This window comes from Mucilaginibacter sediminis (assembly GCF_051903035.1).
Lineage (GTDB): Bacteria > Bacteroidota > Bacteroidia > Sphingobacteriales > Sphingobacteriaceae > Mucilaginibacter.
This window is the reverse complement of sequence record NZ_CP170602.1, coordinates 3174228-3192112: the sequence shown is the minus strand read 5'-3', so window position 1 is coordinate 3192112 and position 17885 is coordinate 3174228. Positions and strand designations below refer to the sequence as shown.

The 17885-nt window shown below is 41.1% G+C and carries 20 protein-coding genes and 4 tRNA genes; 7 read left to right on the top strand and 17 right to left on the bottom strand.

All coding sequences use genetic code 11. From position 1 onward, the window contains the following. Positions 1–20: 20 nt before the first annotated feature. From ACFGVS_RS12715 to ACFGVS_RS12700, 4 genes are all read right to left on the bottom strand, one after another. Entirely contained in the window at positions 21–293 is a 273-nt protein-coding gene (locus ACFGVS_RS12715; RefSeq protein WP_439698914.1) for a hypothetical protein, read from the bottom strand. A 62-nt stretch (positions 294–355) separates the two neighbouring features. Next, positions 356–1291, bottom strand: a complete 936-nt coding sequence (locus ACFGVS_RS12710; protein WP_439698913.1) for an alpha/beta hydrolase — start codon at positions 1289–1291, stop codon at positions 356–358. A 105-nt stretch (positions 1292–1396) separates the two neighbouring features. Continuing rightward, positions 1397–1480, bottom strand: a tRNA-Leu gene (locus ACFGVS_RS12705). Between the two features lie 85 nt (positions 1481–1565). Then, positions 1566–1649 (bottom strand) — tRNA-Leu (locus ACFGVS_RS12700). 116 nt (positions 1650–1765) lie between these two features. On the opposite strand from ACFGVS_RS12700, the gene ACFGVS_RS12695 reads away from it, so the two are divergent. The 3 genes from ACFGVS_RS12695 to ACFGVS_RS12685 all read left to right on the top strand — a co-directional run bounded on the left by ACFGVS_RS12695 (position 1766) and on the right by ACFGVS_RS12685 (position 3149). After that, on the top strand, positions 1766–2773 hold the full coding sequence (locus ACFGVS_RS12695; RefSeq protein WP_274212092.1) for a WD40/YVTN/BNR-like repeat-containing protein: 1008 nt from the start codon (positions 1766–1768) through the stop codon (positions 2771–2773). Positions 2774–2908: 135 nt separating this feature from the next. Next, positions 2909–2981: transfer RNA gene (locus ACFGVS_RS12690), tRNA-Lys, on the top strand. A 95-nt stretch (positions 2982–3076) separates the two neighbouring features. Beyond that, positions 3077–3149, top strand: a tRNA-Lys gene (locus tag ACFGVS_RS12685). Positions 3150–3373: 224 nt separating this feature from the next. Here the strand turns inward: ACFGVS_RS12685 and ACFGVS_RS12680 are convergent. The 6 genes from ACFGVS_RS12680 to ACFGVS_RS12655 form a co-directional block, all read right to left on the bottom strand. After that, entirely contained in the window at positions 3374–4621 is a 1248-nt protein-coding gene (locus tag ACFGVS_RS12680; protein WP_439698912.1) for a tyrosine-type recombinase/integrase, read from the bottom strand. Positions 4622–5217: 596 nt separating this feature from the next. Continuing rightward, on the bottom strand, positions 5218–6144 hold the full coding sequence (locus ACFGVS_RS12675) for a helix-turn-helix domain-containing protein (RefSeq protein ID WP_439698911.1): 927 nt from the start codon (positions 6142–6144) through the stop codon (positions 5218–5220). 19 nt (positions 6145–6163) lie between these two features. Then, on the bottom strand, positions 6164–6580 hold the full coding sequence (locus tag ACFGVS_RS12670; protein ID WP_439698910.1) for an ester cyclase: 417 nt from the start codon (positions 6578–6580) through the stop codon (positions 6164–6166). A 451-nt stretch (positions 6581–7031) separates the two neighbouring features. Continuing rightward, positions 7032–7940 (bottom strand): helix-turn-helix domain-containing protein, encoded by a 909-nt coding sequence (locus ACFGVS_RS12665; RefSeq protein ID WP_439698909.1) that lies wholly within the window; start codon positions 7938–7940, stop codon positions 7032–7034. An 8-nt stretch (positions 7941–7948) separates the two neighbouring features. Further along, positions 7949–8908 carry an NADP-dependent oxidoreductase gene (locus ACFGVS_RS12660; protein ID WP_439698908.1) on the bottom strand — a complete coding sequence of 320 codons (960 nt, stop codon included), beginning with the start codon at positions 8906–8908 and terminating at the stop codon, positions 7949–7951. Positions 8909–9193: 285 nt separating this feature from the next. After that, positions 9194–10054 carry a helix-turn-helix domain-containing protein gene (locus ACFGVS_RS12655; protein WP_439698907.1) on the bottom strand — a complete coding sequence of 287 codons (861 nt, stop codon included), beginning with the start codon at positions 10052–10054 and terminating at the stop codon, positions 9194–9196. Positions 10055–10193: 139 nt separating this feature from the next. Between ACFGVS_RS12655 and ACFGVS_RS12650 the strand changes: the two genes are divergently transcribed. Together ACFGVS_RS12650 and ACFGVS_RS12645 are read left to right on the top strand one after the other, a co-directional pair. Next, complete coding sequence (locus tag ACFGVS_RS12650) at positions 10194–11162, top strand: phytanoyl-CoA dioxygenase family protein (RefSeq protein ID WP_439698906.1); 969 nt, start codon at positions 10194–10196, stop codon at positions 11160–11162. A gap of 48 nt (positions 11163–11210) precedes the next feature. Then, positions 11211–11864: an HAD family hydrolase gene (locus ACFGVS_RS12645; RefSeq protein ID WP_439698905.1), complete on the top strand. Its 654-nt coding sequence runs from the start codon at positions 11211–11213 to the stop codon at positions 11862–11864. Here ACFGVS_RS12645 and ACFGVS_RS12640 read toward each other — a convergent pair. From ACFGVS_RS12640 to ACFGVS_RS12620, 5 genes are all read right to left on the bottom strand, one after another. Then, positions 11861–12739 (bottom strand): helix-turn-helix domain-containing protein, encoded by an 879-nt coding sequence (locus ACFGVS_RS12640; RefSeq protein ID WP_439698904.1) that lies wholly within the window; start codon positions 12737–12739, stop codon positions 11861–11863. The two genes, ACFGVS_RS12645 and ACFGVS_RS12640, sit on opposite strands and share 4 nt — an antisense overlap. A 74-nt stretch (positions 12740–12813) precedes the next feature. Continuing rightward, positions 12814–13062 carry a PaaI family thioesterase gene (locus tag ACFGVS_RS12635; RefSeq protein ID WP_439698903.1) on the bottom strand — a complete coding sequence of 83 codons (249 nt, stop codon included), beginning with the start codon at positions 13060–13062 and terminating at the stop codon, positions 12814–12816. Continuing rightward, the gene (locus ACFGVS_RS12630; RefSeq protein WP_439698902.1) at positions 13046–13213 is read right to left on the bottom strand and encodes a hypothetical protein; all 168 of its coding nucleotides are present in this window, start codon (positions 13211–13213) and stop codon (positions 13046–13048) included. The genes ACFGVS_RS12635 and ACFGVS_RS12630 overlap by 17 nt, the downstream gene beginning before the upstream one ends. A gap of 83 nt (positions 13214–13296) precedes the next feature. Beyond that, complete coding sequence (locus ACFGVS_RS12625) at positions 13297–13620, bottom strand: cupin domain-containing protein (protein ID WP_439698901.1); 324 nt, start codon at positions 13618–13620, stop codon at positions 13297–13299. Positions 13621–13625: 5 nt separating this feature from the next. Then, positions 13626–14594 (bottom strand): bifunctional helix-turn-helix transcriptional regulator/GNAT family N-acetyltransferase, encoded by a 969-nt coding sequence (locus ACFGVS_RS12620; RefSeq protein ID WP_439698900.1) that lies wholly within the window; start codon positions 14592–14594, stop codon positions 13626–13628. A 393-nt stretch (positions 14595–14987) separates the two neighbouring features. Between ACFGVS_RS12620 and ACFGVS_RS12615 the strand changes: the two genes are divergently transcribed. Both ACFGVS_RS12615 and ACFGVS_RS12610 read left to right on the top strand, forming a co-directional pair. Continuing rightward, the gene (locus ACFGVS_RS12615) at positions 14988–15281 is read left to right on the top strand and encodes a DUF3861 domain-containing protein (RefSeq protein ID WP_439698899.1); all 294 of its coding nucleotides are present in this window, start codon (positions 14988–14990) and stop codon (positions 15279–15281) included. After that, complete coding sequence (locus ACFGVS_RS12610) at positions 15278–16477, top strand: multidrug effflux MFS transporter (RefSeq protein WP_439698898.1); 1200 nt, start codon at positions 15278–15280, stop codon at positions 16475–16477. The genes ACFGVS_RS12615 and ACFGVS_RS12610 overlap by 4 nt, the downstream gene beginning before the upstream one ends. A 65-nt stretch (positions 16478–16542) precedes the next feature. On the opposite strand, the gene ACFGVS_RS12605 is transcribed toward ACFGVS_RS12610, so the two are convergent. After that, a complete protein-coding gene (locus ACFGVS_RS12605; protein ID WP_439698897.1) occupies positions 16543–16791 on the bottom strand; it encodes a hypothetical protein in 249 nt (82 codons plus the stop codon). Positions 16792–17095: 304 nt separating this feature from the next. Then, a complete protein-coding gene (locus ACFGVS_RS12600) occupies positions 17096–17866 on the bottom strand; it encodes a hypothetical protein (protein WP_439698896.1) in 771 nt (256 codons plus the stop codon). Between the last annotated feature and the right edge of the window lie 19 nt (positions 17867–17885).

The following is a 17885-nucleotide window of genomic DNA, read 5'->3' as shown; positions in this document are numbered from 1 at the left end:
CTATCGGGAGGGCTTTTTAATTATGGGCGCGGCGGCGTTGGCAAATTCAAAGGGTTTGGCGGTGCAGGCGGACGCGGCGGCAATTTGATATGCAGCCTGCGGTGCCTGTGGATGCGACGGTGACGCCTCCTGAACGGATTTGGCGGTGCAGGCGGACGTGGTGGCGGTGGCGGAAGCTTGATTTGTAAAACAGATGTTGCCGCAACAGCAGGTAATGCTTCGGCTGTGGCATCAAAAGCCTCAAAGCTCATTAGCACTATGGTTGCAATCGTGATAATTTTTGTGATTCTCATATACTTGTAATTAATTGGATCAAAGCAATTTCAACATTATAACTGCAAAAAGCAACAATTGTTTACTCGGGTTTGTTAAATAATAGTTCGTAGTAAAAAACGGCTGCAAACTGTGCTGCCTCAAGCCATCTTTTCTGCGTGGGTTTGCCGGCATCAAAAAGCGGATTGAAATGCCTTTGCAATTCGTGCCCGAATCCCTCAAATACTTTTACGCTATTTTTAATATGCAGGTCATCCGCGCGGTGATGGATGGTGATACTGCCATACATCCCTGTATCGGCCTGTATGGGGTTTAAAATGCGGTCATGCGAGCCATAGACACTTACAATAGGTACCCGCGCATTTTTTAACCAGCGGATGTCAAGAATGCCTCCCCAAAAGTTAATGATGCCGGCAATTTTAGCCCTATCGTCGGGTTTAAGTAAGGCTGTCGAGTCAACTACGCCTGTACGTCTTGATAGTTCGGCGTTGCTGCTATAAGCGGCTTGCAAGGCTATAATGCCGCCCGCAGAATTGCCTGCAAGAATTATTTTGTTGGTGTCGATATGATATTCTGCCCGGTGCTTTTTAAAATAAGCTATAGCCGTTTTTACATCCTGTACGGCGTAATAGCAGCTTTTTTGCAATTCATCAAAATGGAATACCGGGTTATTTTTGCTTAGCCGGTAGTTAATAGCCGCGCATACATAGCCACGCTCAGCAAAATCATTACTCCATATTTTGATGCCCTTGTCGGCTTTTGAGCCATATTTAAAACCACCGCCATGCATCCAGATAATAAGCGGCCTGGCTGCGGCATGATCACCCTTGGGCTGATATAGATCGAAGAGGTATGAAATAGCGTCGGCAGGCTTTGCAGCGGGATTATAAGTTAAGTTTTCTGCTATGTCGATATTAGGGAAAACATGATCTTTATATTGATAGATAGGCTGGTTTTGCGCCCGCAGGTTGCAGGCAACTGCTATAATAATGAAAATAGATAGGGTGTATTTATACATTTGCTTGTTTAACGTATATACGTTACAACCAATATCATCAGATGTTTGCAAGCACGCTTGTTATAACCTGGGGTTGTGAAGGAAATGATTTGAATTTTTGCGAAGTGCCCAGAACGAGATTCGAACTCGTACATCCTTACGAATGCCACCCCCTCAAGATGGTGCGTCTACCAATTTCGCCACCTGGGCATTTTAAGTTTAAAGTCTTAAGTTCTAAGCCTTAAGTATTTCACTTTAGACTGTAGACTTAAGACTTTCAACTTCATTTCCGGCGTGCCCGAAGAGAGACTCGAACTCTCAAGAGACAATTCTCAACGGCTTCTGAGACCGCAACGTTTACCAATTTCGCCATCCGGGCCTGTTGTTTTATTAACAAGCGTGCAAATATAAGCGTTTCTGTCAAAAAGCCTTATAATAAATTAAAAAATTGGCGGGCAGTTGTTACTTGCCCGGTTTAGGCTTAATTTAGGCTTCATGAAACGTTTTTACCAGCTAATAATTACAGTTTTACTGTTTACGCCATTTATTTCGGCAGCGCAAACCATCACCATTTTACAGCAGGATAAGCCAACCAGCATTCGTGGTTTATCGGTTGTTGATGATAAAACCGCGTGGATAAGCGGCAGCAAAGGACACATAGCTATTACTACCGATGGCGGCATAACCTGGGCCTGGCAGCAGGTTGCCGGCTATGAAAAAGCCGATTTTAGGGATATTGAAGCATTTAATGATAAAGAGGCTGTGATTATGAGCTCGGGTACTCCCGCCTTGGTTTTAAAAACTACTGATGGCGGTAAAACCTGGCAGGAAAAATGCCGCAAAACCGATAGTATATACTTTTTTGATGCTATGGACTTTGCCGACGCCAAACACGGCTATATTTTAGGCGACCCTATAAAAAATAAATTCCTGCTGATGGAAACCAACGATGGCGGCGAAACCTGGGCCGAGATGCAAAACACGCCCGATGCCTTACCCGGCGAGGCCGCCTTTGCAGCAAGCGGTACCTGCTTAAGGGTTAATAAAGATTTGGGTGTGGTTATAGCAAGCGGCGGCATGGCAGCCCGTTTTTTACAATTATGTAATTGCAATAAACCGCAATGGCAAACAAAAAGGTTACCCCTTGCACAAAATGCAGGCAGTAAAGGCTCTTTTTCAATATCTGATGATTTGCTGGTGGCTGTAGGTGGTAACTATTCAAAAGATAAAGCAACGGATTCTGTAATTTGTAAGTACGACAAAAAAAGCAACTTATATAAGGTTTTGCCTGCAGGCGATACCGGGTTTCAGTCATGTGTGGAGCGCATACAAGGGCGGACATATTTATCAACAGGGACATCTGGCACCAGCTTATCGGCAGCCTACGGCGAGTCCTGGAAAAAAATTGATAGCACCAGCTTTAATGTTTGCCGCAGGGCTAAACACGGAAAGCTGGTTTTATTGGCTGGCGACAAGGGTAAAATAGCGATATTTAAAATGTAGTTTATTGGCAATTAATAGCTTAACAAATACTTTACAATTAATTGTAAATACCACTTGCATCATATAATTAATCGCCCTATATTTGCACCACTTTAAACGGAAACGGTAGCAGTACCGGGAAAGTTGAAAAGTAATGATTCCGTAGCTCAGCTGGTAGAGCATAACACTTTTAATGTTGGGGTCCTGGGTTCGAATCCCAGCGGGATCACGAAAAGCCTTTGAAAGAAGGCTTTTCTTATTTTAAACCATAATTGAATCTCTTTAAACAGAAACGGTAGCAGTACCGGTAAAGTTAAAAAGTATGATTCCGTAGCTCAGCTGGTAGAGCATAACACTTTTAATGTTGGGGTCCTGGGTTCGAATCCCAGCGGGATCACGAAGTTTAAAGCAAACGCCTTGTAAGTCAACAACTTACGGGGCGTTTTTAGTTACAGGTACAACATAGGTAAAACATTTGGGTCACCTGTCTTTCTGTCCCTTCTTGTGATCCCCGCATGATCCCTGCAATGGTTTTTTATTTCTTTTTAAACAATAGGACAATCTAATTACCAAATCACATTTATCTCTTAATAGCTGGCGAATATTACAACTCAGCTCGACTCATTCTTTATCCGGTTTTTGATCAAAAACAGCCATAGCTTTATCTAGTTCTGTATTTAATATAGTGGCATAGACTTCCGTTTGCTTAACTGAGGCATGGCCCATTAACTTGGAAACATATTCAATTCGCATGCCTTTTTGCATTGCCCTCACCGCCCAGGTATGCCGGGCAGAATGAAATGAGATCTGTTTATTGATCTTAGCCATCTTAACCAACTTTCGCAGGCTCTTATTGATATAGGCGTTTGCTGAAGAAATGGCTTTATATATTGCACGGTCATCAGTTTCATCTTTATTAATATTTAGCAGAGGAAAAATGAATGATTCGGGGGGAATCTCCTTGTCTAAAAATTTTTCTTTTGACAAAGCCAGGTAAAACATGATAAGGTCCAATGATTTCTGAGGAAGTTTGACGCTGAGATTTTCTGTCGTTTTTCTGATTTTAAAAACAAGGTGTTCTCCATCAAAATTTGCCCAACGCATCATCAATAGATCAGAAATTCGTATGCCACCTGAATAGGCACTGAAGATGTATAGGTTCCGGTGATGATTAAGCTTGCTGGACTTATCAAGCTCCAGTTTTTCCATTCTTTCCAATTCATCCTCCAGCAGATACTTCTTTGTTGTTTTCTCCGCTTTAAATGCTATTTTTTTAAACGGATTTTTTTCTTCCGGTAACATCTCTTCACCTATCGCATAGTTCACTATTTTCCGGATCACTTTAAAATTGCCATGAATAGTATTAACATGATTGTGGCGCTCGCTGCTTAGATATTGCTGATAATTTTCCAGAAATTTTACCGTCAGCTCATCAAACAACAAGGGTTCATTTTTACAGTATACTTTCAATTTTGCTATTGCACTATCACACCGGTCAATAGATTTTATTTTGAGGCCCTTGTACAATGCCTTTCGATGAATCTCGATGAATTCAAAAAAGTCTTCAGAGGACCTACCGAGCATCTTTGACTTAATATCGTAAGCGCTGATAAATTTAGAATTGGTCTCCATTTCCAAAGCGAGCGCCTCCGCTTCGGCTTCCTTAGTGGCCAGGAAGCTATTGATTTGGCCGGCGTTCTTTGCATTTGGTTTTATTTTACCGGTTTGAGGGTTCCAATTCTTCGGGTCAATATACACGCCTAATGCGATATACTTCGACTTGCGGTTCTTTGTTAGCCGGAGATACAAGGGCACTTGACCTTGCTTATTTGCCTTGTCTAATCTGGGGAATACTTTTACTGATGCCATATTTTTTTAAATATGACAACGATTTTATTATTCGACAGAATGCTAGAATTAATTATCGTTCACTAATTCACAGCTTAAAGTTTATAAATACATCTTTAAAGTTCCGGCTTAAAAATATCAGTTATAATTTCGAATCGGTCCCACTTGGAGATTCTGATGAACCCGAAGGGTGGCCGCAGCGCAGGACATTATGCCTTCGTACGACCGGGCTGACCGATCTTGACGCCGCTTTTGTCCGTTTTCTTTGGAAAATAGCACCTTGAAAGCATCTGATATTTTAGCTGGAAATTAAGTGCAGCATGAAGGCAAGCGATGCTTTTCCCGGCGCAATGAAATGGAGCGGGTAAACAAGTGAAGTCCTGAATAATGCGCTTAACGGGAAGTGGTGGCAGTCGACGTGAAAGCGAATGCTGTTGCAGCACAGCAAAAATGCAGTAGCTGGAAATTTAACATTCAACCATAAGCAGTCTCTCTCACGTATTGGAAAGGCACCCTTTTCAAAGAAAAGAGATAGTGTAAAGTCTGGCCGAAGGGACAGCAAAAAGCCTGCAACCATTGATATCTACAGGCTTCAAAATTCAGAATGATAGGGGGTTTTAATCACTAAATGATTCCCGAAAAGCTAATGGAGACATACCGGTTTTCGATTTGAACATTCTGCTAAAAGACTGCGGATGTTCAAAGCCGAATTCATAAGCAATCTCACTTACCGAAAGCGAAGTAGTGGATATTCGTTCCTTTGCAACTGAAATAAACTTGTCCTGTATATGCTGCTTTGTATTCCGGCCTGTGGCTACGGTTAGTAGTGAACTGAGGTAATTCCGGGAAAGATGAAGTTTATCGGCAATCTGCTGCACCGTTGGTATACCAGAACTAATCAGCGCAGTACTGGTAAAAGCTTCTTTAAGCAGTTCGTCTAACCGTTCAAGCACTTGATGATTAGCAATTTTCCGCGTAAGGAATTGCCGGTGATAAAAGCGGTCGGCATAATTAAGTAGGGCCTCTATGTGGTTTATGATAATATCCTGGCTAAACTTATCCGTATTCTCCTTGTATTCCTGCTCAATGTTCTGTAAAATACCTACAATGATCGCTTCCTCTTTGTCAGAAAGAAATAAGGCTTCGTTTACCGAGTAATCAAAGAAGTCATACTTTTTAATGCCCTTTGCCAGTGCGGTATGCCATAAAAAGTCGGGATGTATTAATAGCATCCACCCTGTAACCTTGTTGCTGGCTTCAACCATTTCCTGTTCAATACCAAACACCTGGCCGGGTGCTAAAAAATACAGCACGCCCTCATCAAAATCATACCGATGCTGTCCGTATTTTAAATTAAGATTGAAATTTCGTTTGAGCGAAATGCAATAAAAATCAAACACCATTGCCCCCGCCACTTCCAAAAACTCTTGGTTTATTGAATTTAGCTGCAATACGCTGACAGAAGGATGCATCGGCGGCGGAAATTTCCTGAGCCGGTGCAGCTCGGTAATAGACCGGATATGAAAAGGCGATACGTTTTTCATACAAAAAATCTAAGGATAGTTAATTATGGATAGCGCCCAAAACGGTAGCCATATTACTTTGTACCCAATGCTCTGCATATTGGCCATTTTCCAGCCTTATAATTTCAATAGCTTCAAAGCTGATGGGCTTGCCGGTTGCCGGTATGCCAAAGAAGTTTCCGGTATGTATACCGCTAATAACTTTCTGGGTTACCACCAGGTCATGCTCGGCAATCTGCCGCAATGCAGTTACCCTAATATCGGATAATCCGGCATGTAAAGCATTTAAAAAATCATGAAAGCTCTCTTTCCCGTTTGGCGTACCGGGATGTGCCGCATGATTGATCACCCGATCTGATACCAATTCATCCAATGCGGCTTCGTTGTTTTGTTGGATACAGGCTTTGTCAAACTGAATAATAATGGCTTTGTTTTTTTCTAAATCTGGAGTGTTCATGTCAGTAAATCTTATACCACAAAAGTCACCTTAAGGCGAAAAATAAAAATAACCGGATGTAAGGAGTTTGTAACCGAATGTACGAAATTATCACCCAATTGATTGTTACTACTCACCGTTATATTACACCATCATTGCAATACATAAATTTGTCTATATAGATTATAACGTACTTAAAAAAGCAATTAACGAGGTTGTACCTTTATCCGACGATGACTTTAATGTGTTAAGTGCCAGCTCAAAAAGGGTGCAACTCAAAAAGGTGAGCCTTTGTTGAAGGGGGGGGGCGAAACATGCAGTTCTCTTTTTTTGTATTCTTTGCAGGGTTTACTGCTAAAAGTATGGGGTCAGCGATTAATTTTCAAAAAAAGGGTAAGGCGTAATTAATGTCATAAGCGAAGGATTTCTTGATTTTCAAAACGACAGGGATTAGCAACAAATTGTCTTCATATTAATTAAACGTTGCCCTAAACTGCAAAGGCGACAAATTTGTCTTTGTCTTAAATAACTTATTGAACGATTGAGGGTGCTCGAATCCTAATTGATAAGAGATTTCACTGACTGATAAATTGGTTGTTGATAGTTTTTCTTTAGCTTTTTCAAGCAGCTTTTCATGTATATGCTGTTGTGTATTTAGTCCGGTAACGGCGCGTAACAATGTACTCAGGTACTTAGGTGAAAGATGTAGTTCATCAGCAATATATTGTACTGTTGGCAATCCTTTTTCGGGCAGAAGTTCAGAATTAACATAATTAATGAGCACTTTCTCTAAACGCTCCAATATTTGGTGGTTAATTTTATCACGCGTAATGAACTGCCGGTTATAGAATCTGTCGGCATAGGTTAGCAGGCTCTCGATTTGGGATATGATAATTTGTTTGCTGAACTTATCCATATTGCCATGATACTCCTGTAAAATATTTTGGATAATATTATTAATAACCCCTTCTTCTTTAGCGGAAAGGAATAATGCCTCGTTAATTGAATAATGCCAGAAATCATATTTTTTGATATTTAAGGCCAAGGGAGAGTTCCACAAAAAATCAGGATGAATGCAGATCATCCATCCTGATCGTTTGGCCTCTAACAGTTTATTATCGAGGCCAACACTGAATATTTGGTTTGGAGCCATAAAAGTCATTAAACCATTATTAAAATCAAACGGTTGCTGCCCGTAGGTGGCTTTGACATTCGACATTCGTTTTATACCTATTCCATAAAAATCTTTGCTCATGGGCATAGGTTCATCATTATGCAGTCGCATAGGTGTTGAAAGGTCGATCACGCTGAATAAAGGGTGATTAGGCCCAGGCAAATGCCTGAAATCATGAAATTCGCTTATCGTTTTAAAATGCCGCATGCTGTTTATTATTCTTTGATGATTTCCAAAATCAGTTTTCCGCGGACATGACCGGCTTCGTTTTCTTTGTGAGCTTCACCGGCCTGCTCCAATGGATATACTTTACTGATCACTACTTTAATTTTGCCCGCGTCTATCAGTTCGGCCATTTCCCGTAAGCAGGCGTAATTTTGCAGGCGAACCAGCGAACCTTCAACATTCTTAGCTGAAAGCGCAGTCTTTACCTCCTCGCTGTAAGGAAAATCAAGTTGTGAAGAAACAAGCCTGCCACCATTTTTCAATATTTGTACAAATTTAAGACGTATGTTGTTATCCCGTATGGGCGATGCGTCAAAAACAAGGTCTATATCCTTTAGCATCTCTTCAACGCGTTGCGTTTTATAATCAATTGCTTCATCTGCGCCGAGATCTTTTAAAAATTCAAGGTTATTTACAGAAGCTGTTCCGATGACATAGGCTCCTTTGGCTTTTGCGATTTGAACTGCAAGGCTGCCAACGCCGCCTGCAGCGCCATGTATGAGGATTTTTTGACCGGGCTGTAATTTTCCGTATTCAATAACGCCATTCCAGGCGGTCACACCTGCTAAAGGAACGCCGGCTGCTTCATTAAAACTGATAGCATTTGGTTTTAAAGCGAGATGGCTCTCTTTCGCTACAAAATATTCGGCGTAACTGCCATCGCCGGGGAAAGTGGGCACTCCAAATACCTCGTCCCCTTTTTTAAATGCGGTTACTTGATCGCCCACCTTATCAACTATACCAGATGCATCCCAACCGAGCGTTAGCGGAAGCTTCAGTAACGGCCTTAGTATGGCGTTACCTCCCTTTCTGATTCCGCAATCCGCAATATTTACACCGCTTGCGTATGTTTTAACGAGTACCGCATCAGATGCTGGTTCAGGGATGGGAACTTCTTCCATTAGCATCACTTCCGGACCTCCAAATTCATGAATTCTTATTGCTTTCATAGCTTAAATGATTATAGATCAAATTTCAGTATTTCGCTTAATAAGAAGTTAGCCAAACTTCAGGTTCTATTAGTCTAAAGGGACTTTGTTAAATTATAGTTCAAATATTGGCAGGTTTATTAGCAGAGACGATACGGTAATATATATAAGGTTGATCGGCGATTATTAAATAATTAGAATTTGACATATTTTCCGGCAGGGACAAAATTTGTATCTATATTACATAAGCTACCATTTTAAGTAAGGGCAACACATCATCAAATTTGGATACCTAACATGAATCTTCTACCCATAGTATTTCGAATTCCCGATAAACCGTTTTCTAAATTCCATTGGCCCCTGGCCGGTGAGCTTTTTAAAAAGTTTGTTGAAATAAGACAAACTTTGGAAACCGACACTGTAGCAAACTTCCGATACAGTATTTTCCTGTAGCAGCAGCGTTTTTGCCTGGTTGATCCGGTATTGATTTACAAACTCAGTAAAGGTCATGTTAGTCTGCTTTTTGAAATACCTGCAAAACGCAGCTGTACTAAGATTTAATTTTTCTGCCATTTCATTCACATCAGCATGCTCATGATAGTGAAGATGGATGTAGCTATAAATATTTGCCATCCTAAGCTTATCGTTTAAAAATAATTTTACGCTGGTATCAGCTTGGTTTAACAGTGTGTACTCCCCGCTATGGGCAAGAATATTGAAAACTTCAAGTATTTTTATCATTCGGTGAAAACTGTCCAGATTCTGTATTTTCTTTAAAATGCTTATTGCCAATTTTTTGCTTTCTCCCTGAAATGAAATTCCATAAACTGAGCGCTTAAACAACTGTGAAATGCCTGTAAATTCAGGAGTGTTGGCAAGAGAATCTGCCAGGAAATTTTCCTTCAACTGCACCACGATCTGATGATAGTCGGTCATTAAGCCATAATCAAAATTCAGATGCGGAATATTAGGGCCGATCAAAACCAGGTCACTTTCCATAAAACTGTCTATATGCTGGCCCACATGCCGGATACCAGTTAACCCTTCAATATAGATCAGTTCATATTCGGGATGATAATGCCAGTAAAAATAGTTTCGCAGGCTGGGTGAAAATACCCGGAACGAGTGCCCCGGTTCTATCGGTACCACTTCTTTTTGAATCTTCATTTGACGTTAATTGATCGCGTTTATAATAGTAATAAGTCAAATTTAGTCAATGAAGAGCAAAAAATCGTTATTCCAGAGAAAAGTCTAACTAATATTTCGGTCTACTTTTGTATTATAAATCATTATAAAAAATTAAGTTATGGAAAGAGCAACAATGACACCCGAAAACGGACTGAATACTGCCCATAAAGAAATACCCGGCAATCCGTCAACAGCAACCAGCAGCAAGATCAAACTACGTCAGGAGATCGGTTCAAGACCTTTAAAGGTTCTGTCAGAAGCAGACTGGAAATTTTGGATAGCTAACGGCTATGTTATCATTAAAAATGCCATCCCGGCAGAACAGGCTAAAAAAACTGCGGACTTTTTGTGGCAATATGAAGGTAAAGATGCCAACGATCCCGAAACATGGTATAAGGCACCCGCGGCAGAAATGCAGATGAAAGAACTGAATAATACGGGGATGGTGGAAGTTTACAACAATCAGCTTTTATGGGATAATCGCCAGAACCAGCGTATCCATGATGCTTTCGCCGATATTTGGGGAACGGACAAATTATGGGTAACGATCGACAGGGCGAACCTGAATTTCCCGATACGCCCCGGCCATGAGTATAAAGGTTTTATCCACTGGGATTACGATCCTGAAACCAAGCCTCAAAACGTGCAGGGGGTTTTAGCCCTGGCTGATCAGACGGATGAAAACATGGGCGGCTTTCAATGCATTCCCGAACTATTCCGCAATTACGAAACCTGGAAACTAACCCAGCCTGATGACCGTGACCATTTTAAACCGGACACCACAGGGTTTTCTCCAACCAAAGTAAAAATGAATGCCGGTGACCTGCTAATCTTCAACAGTTCGCAGCCTCATGGCATTCGTGCAAATAACAGTGGTAACAAGGTGCGGATTGCGCAATATATTTCGATGATGCCGGCAGATGAAAATAACGAAGACATCCGCCAATGGCGGATCAAGGCCTGGCAGGAGCGCAATGCACCCGAGGGCTACGCATTTCCCGGCGATCCATTGAAAAGAGAACAAAATTATCCAGTTGCTGAACTTTCCTCTTTAGGAAAAAAATTGCTTGGCATTGAACAATGGTAAAAAGAATAATTTGCGGAAAGGAATACCTTTCCGCATTATTTATTAAATATGAAAAAGAAAACGATCATCTTCGACCTGGACAACACGCTGTACCCGGTTTCTTCTATAGGGCAACAATTATTTGCGCCCTTGATGCGGTTAATTATCGAAAGCGGGGAATGCGGATCGGACTTGCCGGAGATTGAACTGGCCATTCAACGTAAGCCATTCCAATATGTAGCGGAACACTATGGCATGAGCGATAAGTTAAAAAGGAAAGCATTGGCTTTATTGGATGAGCTTACCTATCATAATCCCATAGCAACTTATCCCGGATATGAATTGATCAGGGCACTTCCCCAGGCTAAATACCTGGTTACTGCCGGCTTTACTAAATTGCAGCTAAGCAAAGTTGAACAGTTAGGTATAGGGAATGATTTTAACGGCATTTATATTATTGACCGCACGAAATCTAACGATACGAAAAAAGATATATTCAGCAGGATCATGGAGGCTAACGGATACCCGGCAAAGGAAGTAATTATTGTTGGAGACGACCCGGATTCGGAAATTAAAGATGGTATGGCTCTTGGCACCGATGTTATCTGGCTGGATAGCTTAAATTTAAATTACGAGATTACAAACGTTCCCAGAATGACAACTTTACGGTCAGTAGCGGATCACCTTTGTCTTCCATATAGCGCTCTTAATAACAACACCTAAGTATTCCTGTAAGACAAAGGTGAAAGCCCGGTATGTTTTCTGAAAAAACGGGCAAAGTAGTTTGGATAATCAAAATGTAAGCGATAGGCGATCTCTGCTATAGAGTAGCTGGTATAAGACAAGTATTTCTTAGCTTCGCCGATCAGGTATTCCTGTAAAAGCATCCCTGCGGATTTTCCGGCAATCCGGTTGCAGATCCGGTTCAGATGAACTGTTGATACACCCAATGTCGCAGCTACATCAGCTACTGATGTTTTGGCCCCTGTTTGACGGATGAGTTGATGAAACTGCCTGTAAACACGGGGGACTGAACTCACTAATTGATCTTTTCCAGGCAGACCATTTTCCGTCTGCCGACGGATCAACAAAAATAACTGTTGCAGGCAGATCCGCAACATTAATTGTTTACCAGTTTCGTGCGAAACCAGTTCATCGTCAATAGCGGCCATCAGTTCATCAATACGATCCGGAGTGGCTGAATTTGTGAATTGGCTAATACAGATCAGCCGCCCTTCATCAACCGGCCCAAGCGGAATTTCGCCGCTGAGTGTGGTGTAAAGCGTTTCTTTCATGGTTAGGATGCGTCCCTTTACCTCTTCGTTGAAACGAAATCCATGTAACGCCGCTGAGGGGATCACTAACAGGCATGGCGCACTTATACGCTGTTGTTCTTCGGCCAGGAAAAGTTCAAAATCACCGCTTTGAATCAGGAATACTTGCAAAAGACCGGGGTGAGAATGCGGTTTTATATCCCACCCGAATTTCGGGCTGCGTGTTTCCAATCTTTCTGAAAACAAATAATCAGCTTCGGGACGGGAATTCCGGTCTCCATATAAACCATCATATGCTTTAATAGCAGTGGGCTGTGCTTTCATAACGTTATATATGCTAAAAGTATCATTTCCTGTAAAATTCCCATCGCGGCTTTAAAATTGAAACACGGTAAAAGCTACTTCTGAACCGCGATAAACGTTGCTGTCATTTTTGAAATTAGCTTCTCTCGCTTACTGTCATACACCAAACCTTCGCAAACGGCCAGCGTCTTTCCTGACTGAAGTACTGTTCCTATCGCGATGAGTTTATTGGTAACGGCAGGTTTCAAAAAATTTATTTTAAACTCTACAGTCAATACCTCTACATTTTCGGGCATCATCGTCAATGCTGCATAACCGCAAGCGCTGTCAACGATACTTGTCATCACTCCGGCATGAAAAGCCATGCTGTTGTGTCAACCCTGCGGAAAAATCACAAGTGATCTCTGTTCTGCCGTTTTCTACTAAAGCAAGTTTAGCATTAAAGGTTTGCATCAGCCCCTGCTTATTGAAACTTTCTAAAATCTTCTCGTACATAAATTTAAATTTAGGCTTTATATCACTTTTGGATAGTTTGCCGAAATAAACTCAGGCTGTTTTTTTGTATATCACTACCATCGCTATAAATAATCCTGTCTGATAGGGCTAAACACATCAATGACTTCGCCCGCCTCGATAATTTCAAGCGAATGTTCGATGTCTTTAGGAATAGCATAAGCGTCCCCAGGCGATAAATCATATTCCAGACCATCGAACTTCAATTTATATTTACCAGAGATTACATATCCACTCTGCTCGTTTGGATGCTTATGAAACGGTACATGATCTGTGGTTTTGTACAGCATTTTAGTTACCATCGTATCCGCGCCAATAGCTAATACGACGAAATCGACACCCAGAAACTGTTTCTGTACAGCCTGTTCTTTTTTTACAATGTTTTTCATAGAATTTATTTGTTTTTTTTACCCAGATCAAGAACCATTTGTATGTCGCATCGCTTGTAAGGTGTGGATTTGCCGGCTATTTTTTTGAATCCTAATTTGTGATAAAGGTTTATTGCCGGCTTTAGCAAAGTATTACTTTCCAGGTAAACGTTTTTTGCACCCATTTGCAAAGCGGCATTTATAACAGCATTACCAAGTAACGATCCGATGCTCTTTCCCTGAGCGCCCGGTGACACAGCCATCTTGGCCATTTCAAAATCATACTCATTATCATTAAGTTTTATGAGCGCACAAGCTCCAACAGCTTCGTTGTTGTATAGTGCAACAAATATTTTACCCCCTTTATCGAGAATATATTCCTGAGGGTGGTCTAAGGTTCTATGGTCTGCTTCTTCCATCTCAAAGTAGGTGGAGATCCATTCTTCATTAAGTGATTTAAAAGCCGCTGCATATTGCGGTTCATAAGCTACTATTTCTACCTCCAGGCTTTCCCTGATTTTCTTCTGCTGTTCCACCCGTTTGAACAAGGACTTTTTATCCAGCAGAAACTCCCATTCAGCTATAGCCTCCCATAGATTATGTGTGGTTTCAGCGATCATCCCATCAATGGCCATATCAACATCTTTGCACTGAACATTAATCATCCGGTTAGCCAAGGCCCTTCCTTTTTCGGTCAGTCCTGCAATGTTCTTTCGCTTATCATTAGATTTTATGCCATTCTCCACTAAACCGGCTACAGCCATTTCTTTTATGATAGTGGTAACGGATGGCTGGGAATGTCCTATTTCGTCGGCTATCGCTGTGATCGTGGTCTCTCCATTCTCCCATAAGGCAAAAAATACAGGAAACCATTTAGGTGAAAAATCTGCATCGTATAGTTCGTAAATCCTCACAGCGTCTTCTGTTATTCTTGATGTTAGCAAGCGCAATCTACTACCCAATGCCATCTTACCTGTTTTATTATACAAATTCATCTTCTTTTAATCTTTGATACAGCTTGTTTGTTGAAAAAGCATTTACCCAGCAATAATTACATAGCTAATTATATAATCAATTATGCAAATGTAAAGATTTTATCGATATTTTGATTTTATAGACAAATGGTGTCCATCTGTAATCCGAATTTTTAATACAATGTAAAGCCTGAAGATGTAATTGCCGATAATGATCCAAGCTTCATCTTATAATTCTCGGCAAAGTTTCGTTAAGAAGTTTTCTATGGACGTTTAATGCCTTTTAATAAGCCGGATGCTTCATGTTCGGGATTTCGCAAAACGGTTAAATGTTCTAAAAGTATCCTTTTTGGATTTAATATTAACTAAATATGATTGAATTGTTACCAATCTTTGTATCATTATTTGCACTCAATGGAAAAAAAGACAAACCAATATAACCTGACGCTGACCTTGAAAAGATATGCGGACGGCAGCACCGAGCCTTCTAAAGAAATAGAGCTTGTATTTGATAATCATGATGAAATATTTGGCATTATTGACCGGATCAAAGCGAAAGATCCTTTTAATGATCCCGAACAGGCTGCGCAGTTTGCGCTCGGTTTGAAATTATTTAGCGAAGTGAAACTCAAAAATCGCAACCATCCATTATTTGAAGAATTGAACTCCGCCTTTCCGGCATTTATGAAACGCTTAAAAAGTTTATGAAAAACAAACAGCAAACACTCATAATCTTAATCCTGGGAGCGCTTATTGCGCTAAGCCCTTTTTCAATAGATATGTACCTGCCCGCATTTCCGGCCATCGCCGTATCGCTCCGGTCGGATATCGCTCATGTAGGTTATTCATTAACCAGTTATTATGCAGGCTTATGCGCCGGACAACTGGTATATGGCATTCTGATCGACCGTTTTGGCAGAAAGAAACCGCTATTGATTGGCTTATTGGTTTACCTGGTGGCGGCAATTGGTTGTGCGCTGGCACCAGACATTCCACTGCTGATCACCATCCGTTTATTTATGGCACTCGGAGGTTGCGTGGGCATGGTAGCTGCAAGAGCTATAGTACGTGATCTTTTCCCGCCGGAAGACACGGCCAAAATCCTGTCTATACTTGTTTTGGTCATGGGAGTCGCCCCCATAATCGCGCCGACGATAGGCGGATTTGTTAATACGTTACTGGGCTGGCGGTGGGTATTTGGTGTAATGGGATTTATCGCATTAATGCTGATCGCTGCCGTAAAATGGTTTTTACCGGAGACCAGATCAGCGGATGCCACCGTTTCATTGAAAATTAAAATAATTGCACCGGAATATTTAGCCGTGCTTAAAAACAGGAGTTTCTTGATATACAGTTTAGCAGGAGGCATCAGCTATGCCGGCATGTATGCTTACATTGCAGGTTCGCCATTTGTGTTTATGCAAAAGTTTGGTTTTTCCGACCAGTCTTATGGCTGGGCATTCGCCTTTAATGCCTGCGGCCTTATACTGGGCAGCCAGATCAACCGGCTGGCTTTAAAACGGTATGATAGCGCTAAGATCAATAATTACACAGCGATGCTGCTATTGCTGACCGGCTTGGTACTATTGTTTGCTAATATTATAGGACAGGCCGGGCCTTATATAACGCTGGCCTTAACATTCCTTTTCCTGTTTTGGTTGGGGTTTATCAATCCAAATGCAACCGCCCTCGCATTAAAACCATTCTCAGCGGCTGCGGGCCGGGCATCTGCCATATTAGGGAGTATTCAAATGACCGCAGGGGTTGCGGCATCGTGGCTGGTTAATTTTCTAAATAACGGTACAACGTTAGTTATGCCCGCGGTGATGTTCGGCTGTACGCTGATAACAATGGTATTATTAAATATTTACCGCAAACTTCCACATAAAAAGATGCAGGCTTAACCCAATCGTTGTCATCGTAGCATCCTCATTTGCTTGTTAAAACTCTTGTTAAAACCTAACTTAAATCAGGGTGCTTTAGCTGTCATGTCCTTAACCGGTTCGGCATTTAACTTCCGCCATTCATTTGGCACAATAACATTGTAGTTAACTTCTTCCGGAATATGCCATAGATTTAGTTCTTTATCCAAAAATGATAACAATTTCCGCAGGCCCACTTCATGATAAGCGAACGTAGCGTTTATAGAATTATCTTTTAGGCAATCGTCCCAAAACCCCTGCGTTGACAATGGATGTATATAAACATCGTTGTCCACTCGTTATTAAACCCAAGTACGAAGCCTGAAACTTCCGTTTTAAGATCATTATCTTTTGGATCTTCTAAAATAGTCGTTAAGCGGAAATAAATGGCAGGATAATGACCTCCTATGCTATGTTAAATTTCAATTTTGGTTAATTTCCTGCCATTCAAAGCGAAAACATTTTCAGTAAGTAAATCTATCAGTAAGAACCACTGTTCATCCTTAATGTTTATTAGTGGATTATATACTCTTGTTTCGGTAATCATAAGCGTAATTATTTAAAAGAAACAGGCCAATAGCTGACCTGTTTCGATTTATCTTAAACATGAACTTTTGCTTTACGCGACTGCTTTTTTGCGGGAGCATCCTCCTTTTGCTGCTCACGTTGTTTTAAGTTCCTTACCGGCTTTTGTTCGATCTGTAATAGTTCTTCCCGCTTTATTTTCTTCATCTGGTGATCGTAAAGGTCAACAGTTTTGAATTGCGGATTAGCCGCTATAAAAAACTTTTTATCGCCTTCCTCACCACCAATTGTAATTTGCTGGGCATTACCTTTCTTCAAAGAGTACAAAAGTTCCTCTTTAGCTTTTGGGTCCTCCAGTTCTTTAATACCTTTTCCGGCAATGACCTTTTCAAGATCATAGCCGTAATTTTCATGATAATGTTTAATCTTTTTATTGCCGTTATCGGTCAGATTCTTATCATCCAACGTCAACCAGGCCTGATATTTTTGCCCTTCAAGGTTATATAGCTGTTTGTGAACGGCACGGCCCTCCATCAGGTTAAAGGCTTCTTTGGCGGTAATGCCGCTGCCTTTATTAATAAAAAACGTTTGATCGATGTTCTTTGCGGGATCATCCTTATGGTTGACGGTTGCGTCGTACTTATTAAAGAAATACATATCCTGGTTATCACCAGCCTTGAAATGCAAGGTGTAGTCAACCCTTTTTTGGTTAAACTCGTGTTGAAGCCCTAACTTAAATTCAGGTGTCTTAGCAGCCATTTCTTTATCCAGTTCAGCATTTAACTTGTCGCCAAAACCCAGATTAAGCAGGCATTTTTTCAAAAATTCAGCATTTTGAGTATTCATAACTTAATGATTTAAATGA

Bases quoted from the DNA above. Each gene is read 5' to 3' on its own strand.
- ACFGVS_RS12615 (WP_439698899.1), top strand. From the start codon at position 14,988: ATGGAAAAAAAGACAAACCAATATAACCTGACGCTGACCTTGAAAAGA.
- ACFGVS_RS12610 (WP_439698898.1), top strand. From the start codon at position 15,278: ATGAAAAACAAACAGCAAACACTCATAATCTTAATCCTGGGAGCGCTT.
- ACFGVS_RS12715 (WP_439698914.1), bottom strand. From the start codon at position 293: ATGAGAATCACAAAAATTATCACGATTGCAACCATAGTGCTAATGAGC.
- ACFGVS_RS12630 (WP_439698902.1), bottom strand. From the start codon at position 13,213: ATGTACGAGAAGATTTTAGAAAGTTTCAATAAGCAGGGGCTGATGCAA.
- ACFGVS_RS12670 (WP_439698910.1), bottom strand. From the start codon at position 6,580: ATGAACACTCCAGATTTAGAAAAAAACAAAGCCATTATTATTCAGTTT.
- ACFGVS_RS12645 (WP_439698905.1), top strand. From the start codon at position 11,211: ATGAAAAAGAAAACGATCATCTTCGACCTGGACAACACGCTGTACCCG.
- ACFGVS_RS12710 (WP_439698913.1), bottom strand. From the start codon at position 1,291: ATGTATAAATACACCCTATCTATTTTCATTATTATAGCAGTTGCCTGC.
- ACFGVS_RS12635 (WP_439698903.1), bottom strand. From the start codon at position 13,062: ATGACAAGTATCGTTGACAGCGCTTGCGGTTATGCAGCATTGACGATG.
- ACFGVS_RS12620 (WP_439698900.1), bottom strand. From the start codon at position 14,594: ATGAATTTGTATAATAAAACAGGTAAGATGGCATTGGGTAGTAGATTG.
- ACFGVS_RS12675 (WP_439698911.1), bottom strand. From the start codon at position 6,144: ATGAAAAACGTATCGCCTTTTCATATCCGGTCTATTACCGAGCTGCAC.
- ACFGVS_RS12625 (WP_439698901.1), bottom strand. From the start codon at position 13,620: ATGAAAAACATTGTAAAAAAAGAACAGGCTGTACAGAAACAGTTTCTG.
- ACFGVS_RS12665 (WP_439698909.1), bottom strand. From the start codon at position 7,940: ATGCGGCATTTTAAAACGATAAGCGAATTTCATGATTTCAGGCATTTG.
- ACFGVS_RS12660 (WP_439698908.1), bottom strand. From the start codon at position 8,908: ATGAAAGCAATAAGAATTCATGAATTTGGAGGTCCGGAAGTGATGCTA.
- ACFGVS_RS12600 (WP_439698896.1), bottom strand. From the start codon at position 17,866: ATGAATACTCAAAATGCTGAATTTTTGAAAAAATGCCTGCTTAATCTG.
- ACFGVS_RS12640 (WP_439698904.1), bottom strand. From the start codon at position 12,739: ATGAAAGCACAGCCCACTGCTATTAAAGCATATGATGGTTTATATGGA.
- ACFGVS_RS12695 (WP_274212092.1), top strand. From the start codon at position 1,766: ATGAAACGTTTTTACCAGCTAATAATTACAGTTTTACTGTTTACGCCA.
- ACFGVS_RS12655 (WP_439698907.1), bottom strand. From the start codon at position 10,054: ATGAAGATTCAAAAAGAAGTGGTACCGATAGAACCGGGGCACTCGTTC.
- ACFGVS_RS12680 (WP_439698912.1), bottom strand. From the start codon at position 4,621: ATGGCATCAGTAAAAGTATTCCCCAGATTAGACAAGGCAAATAAGCAA.
- ACFGVS_RS12650 (WP_439698906.1), top strand. From the start codon at position 10,194: ATGGAAAGAGCAACAATGACACCCGAAAACGGACTGAATACTGCCCAT.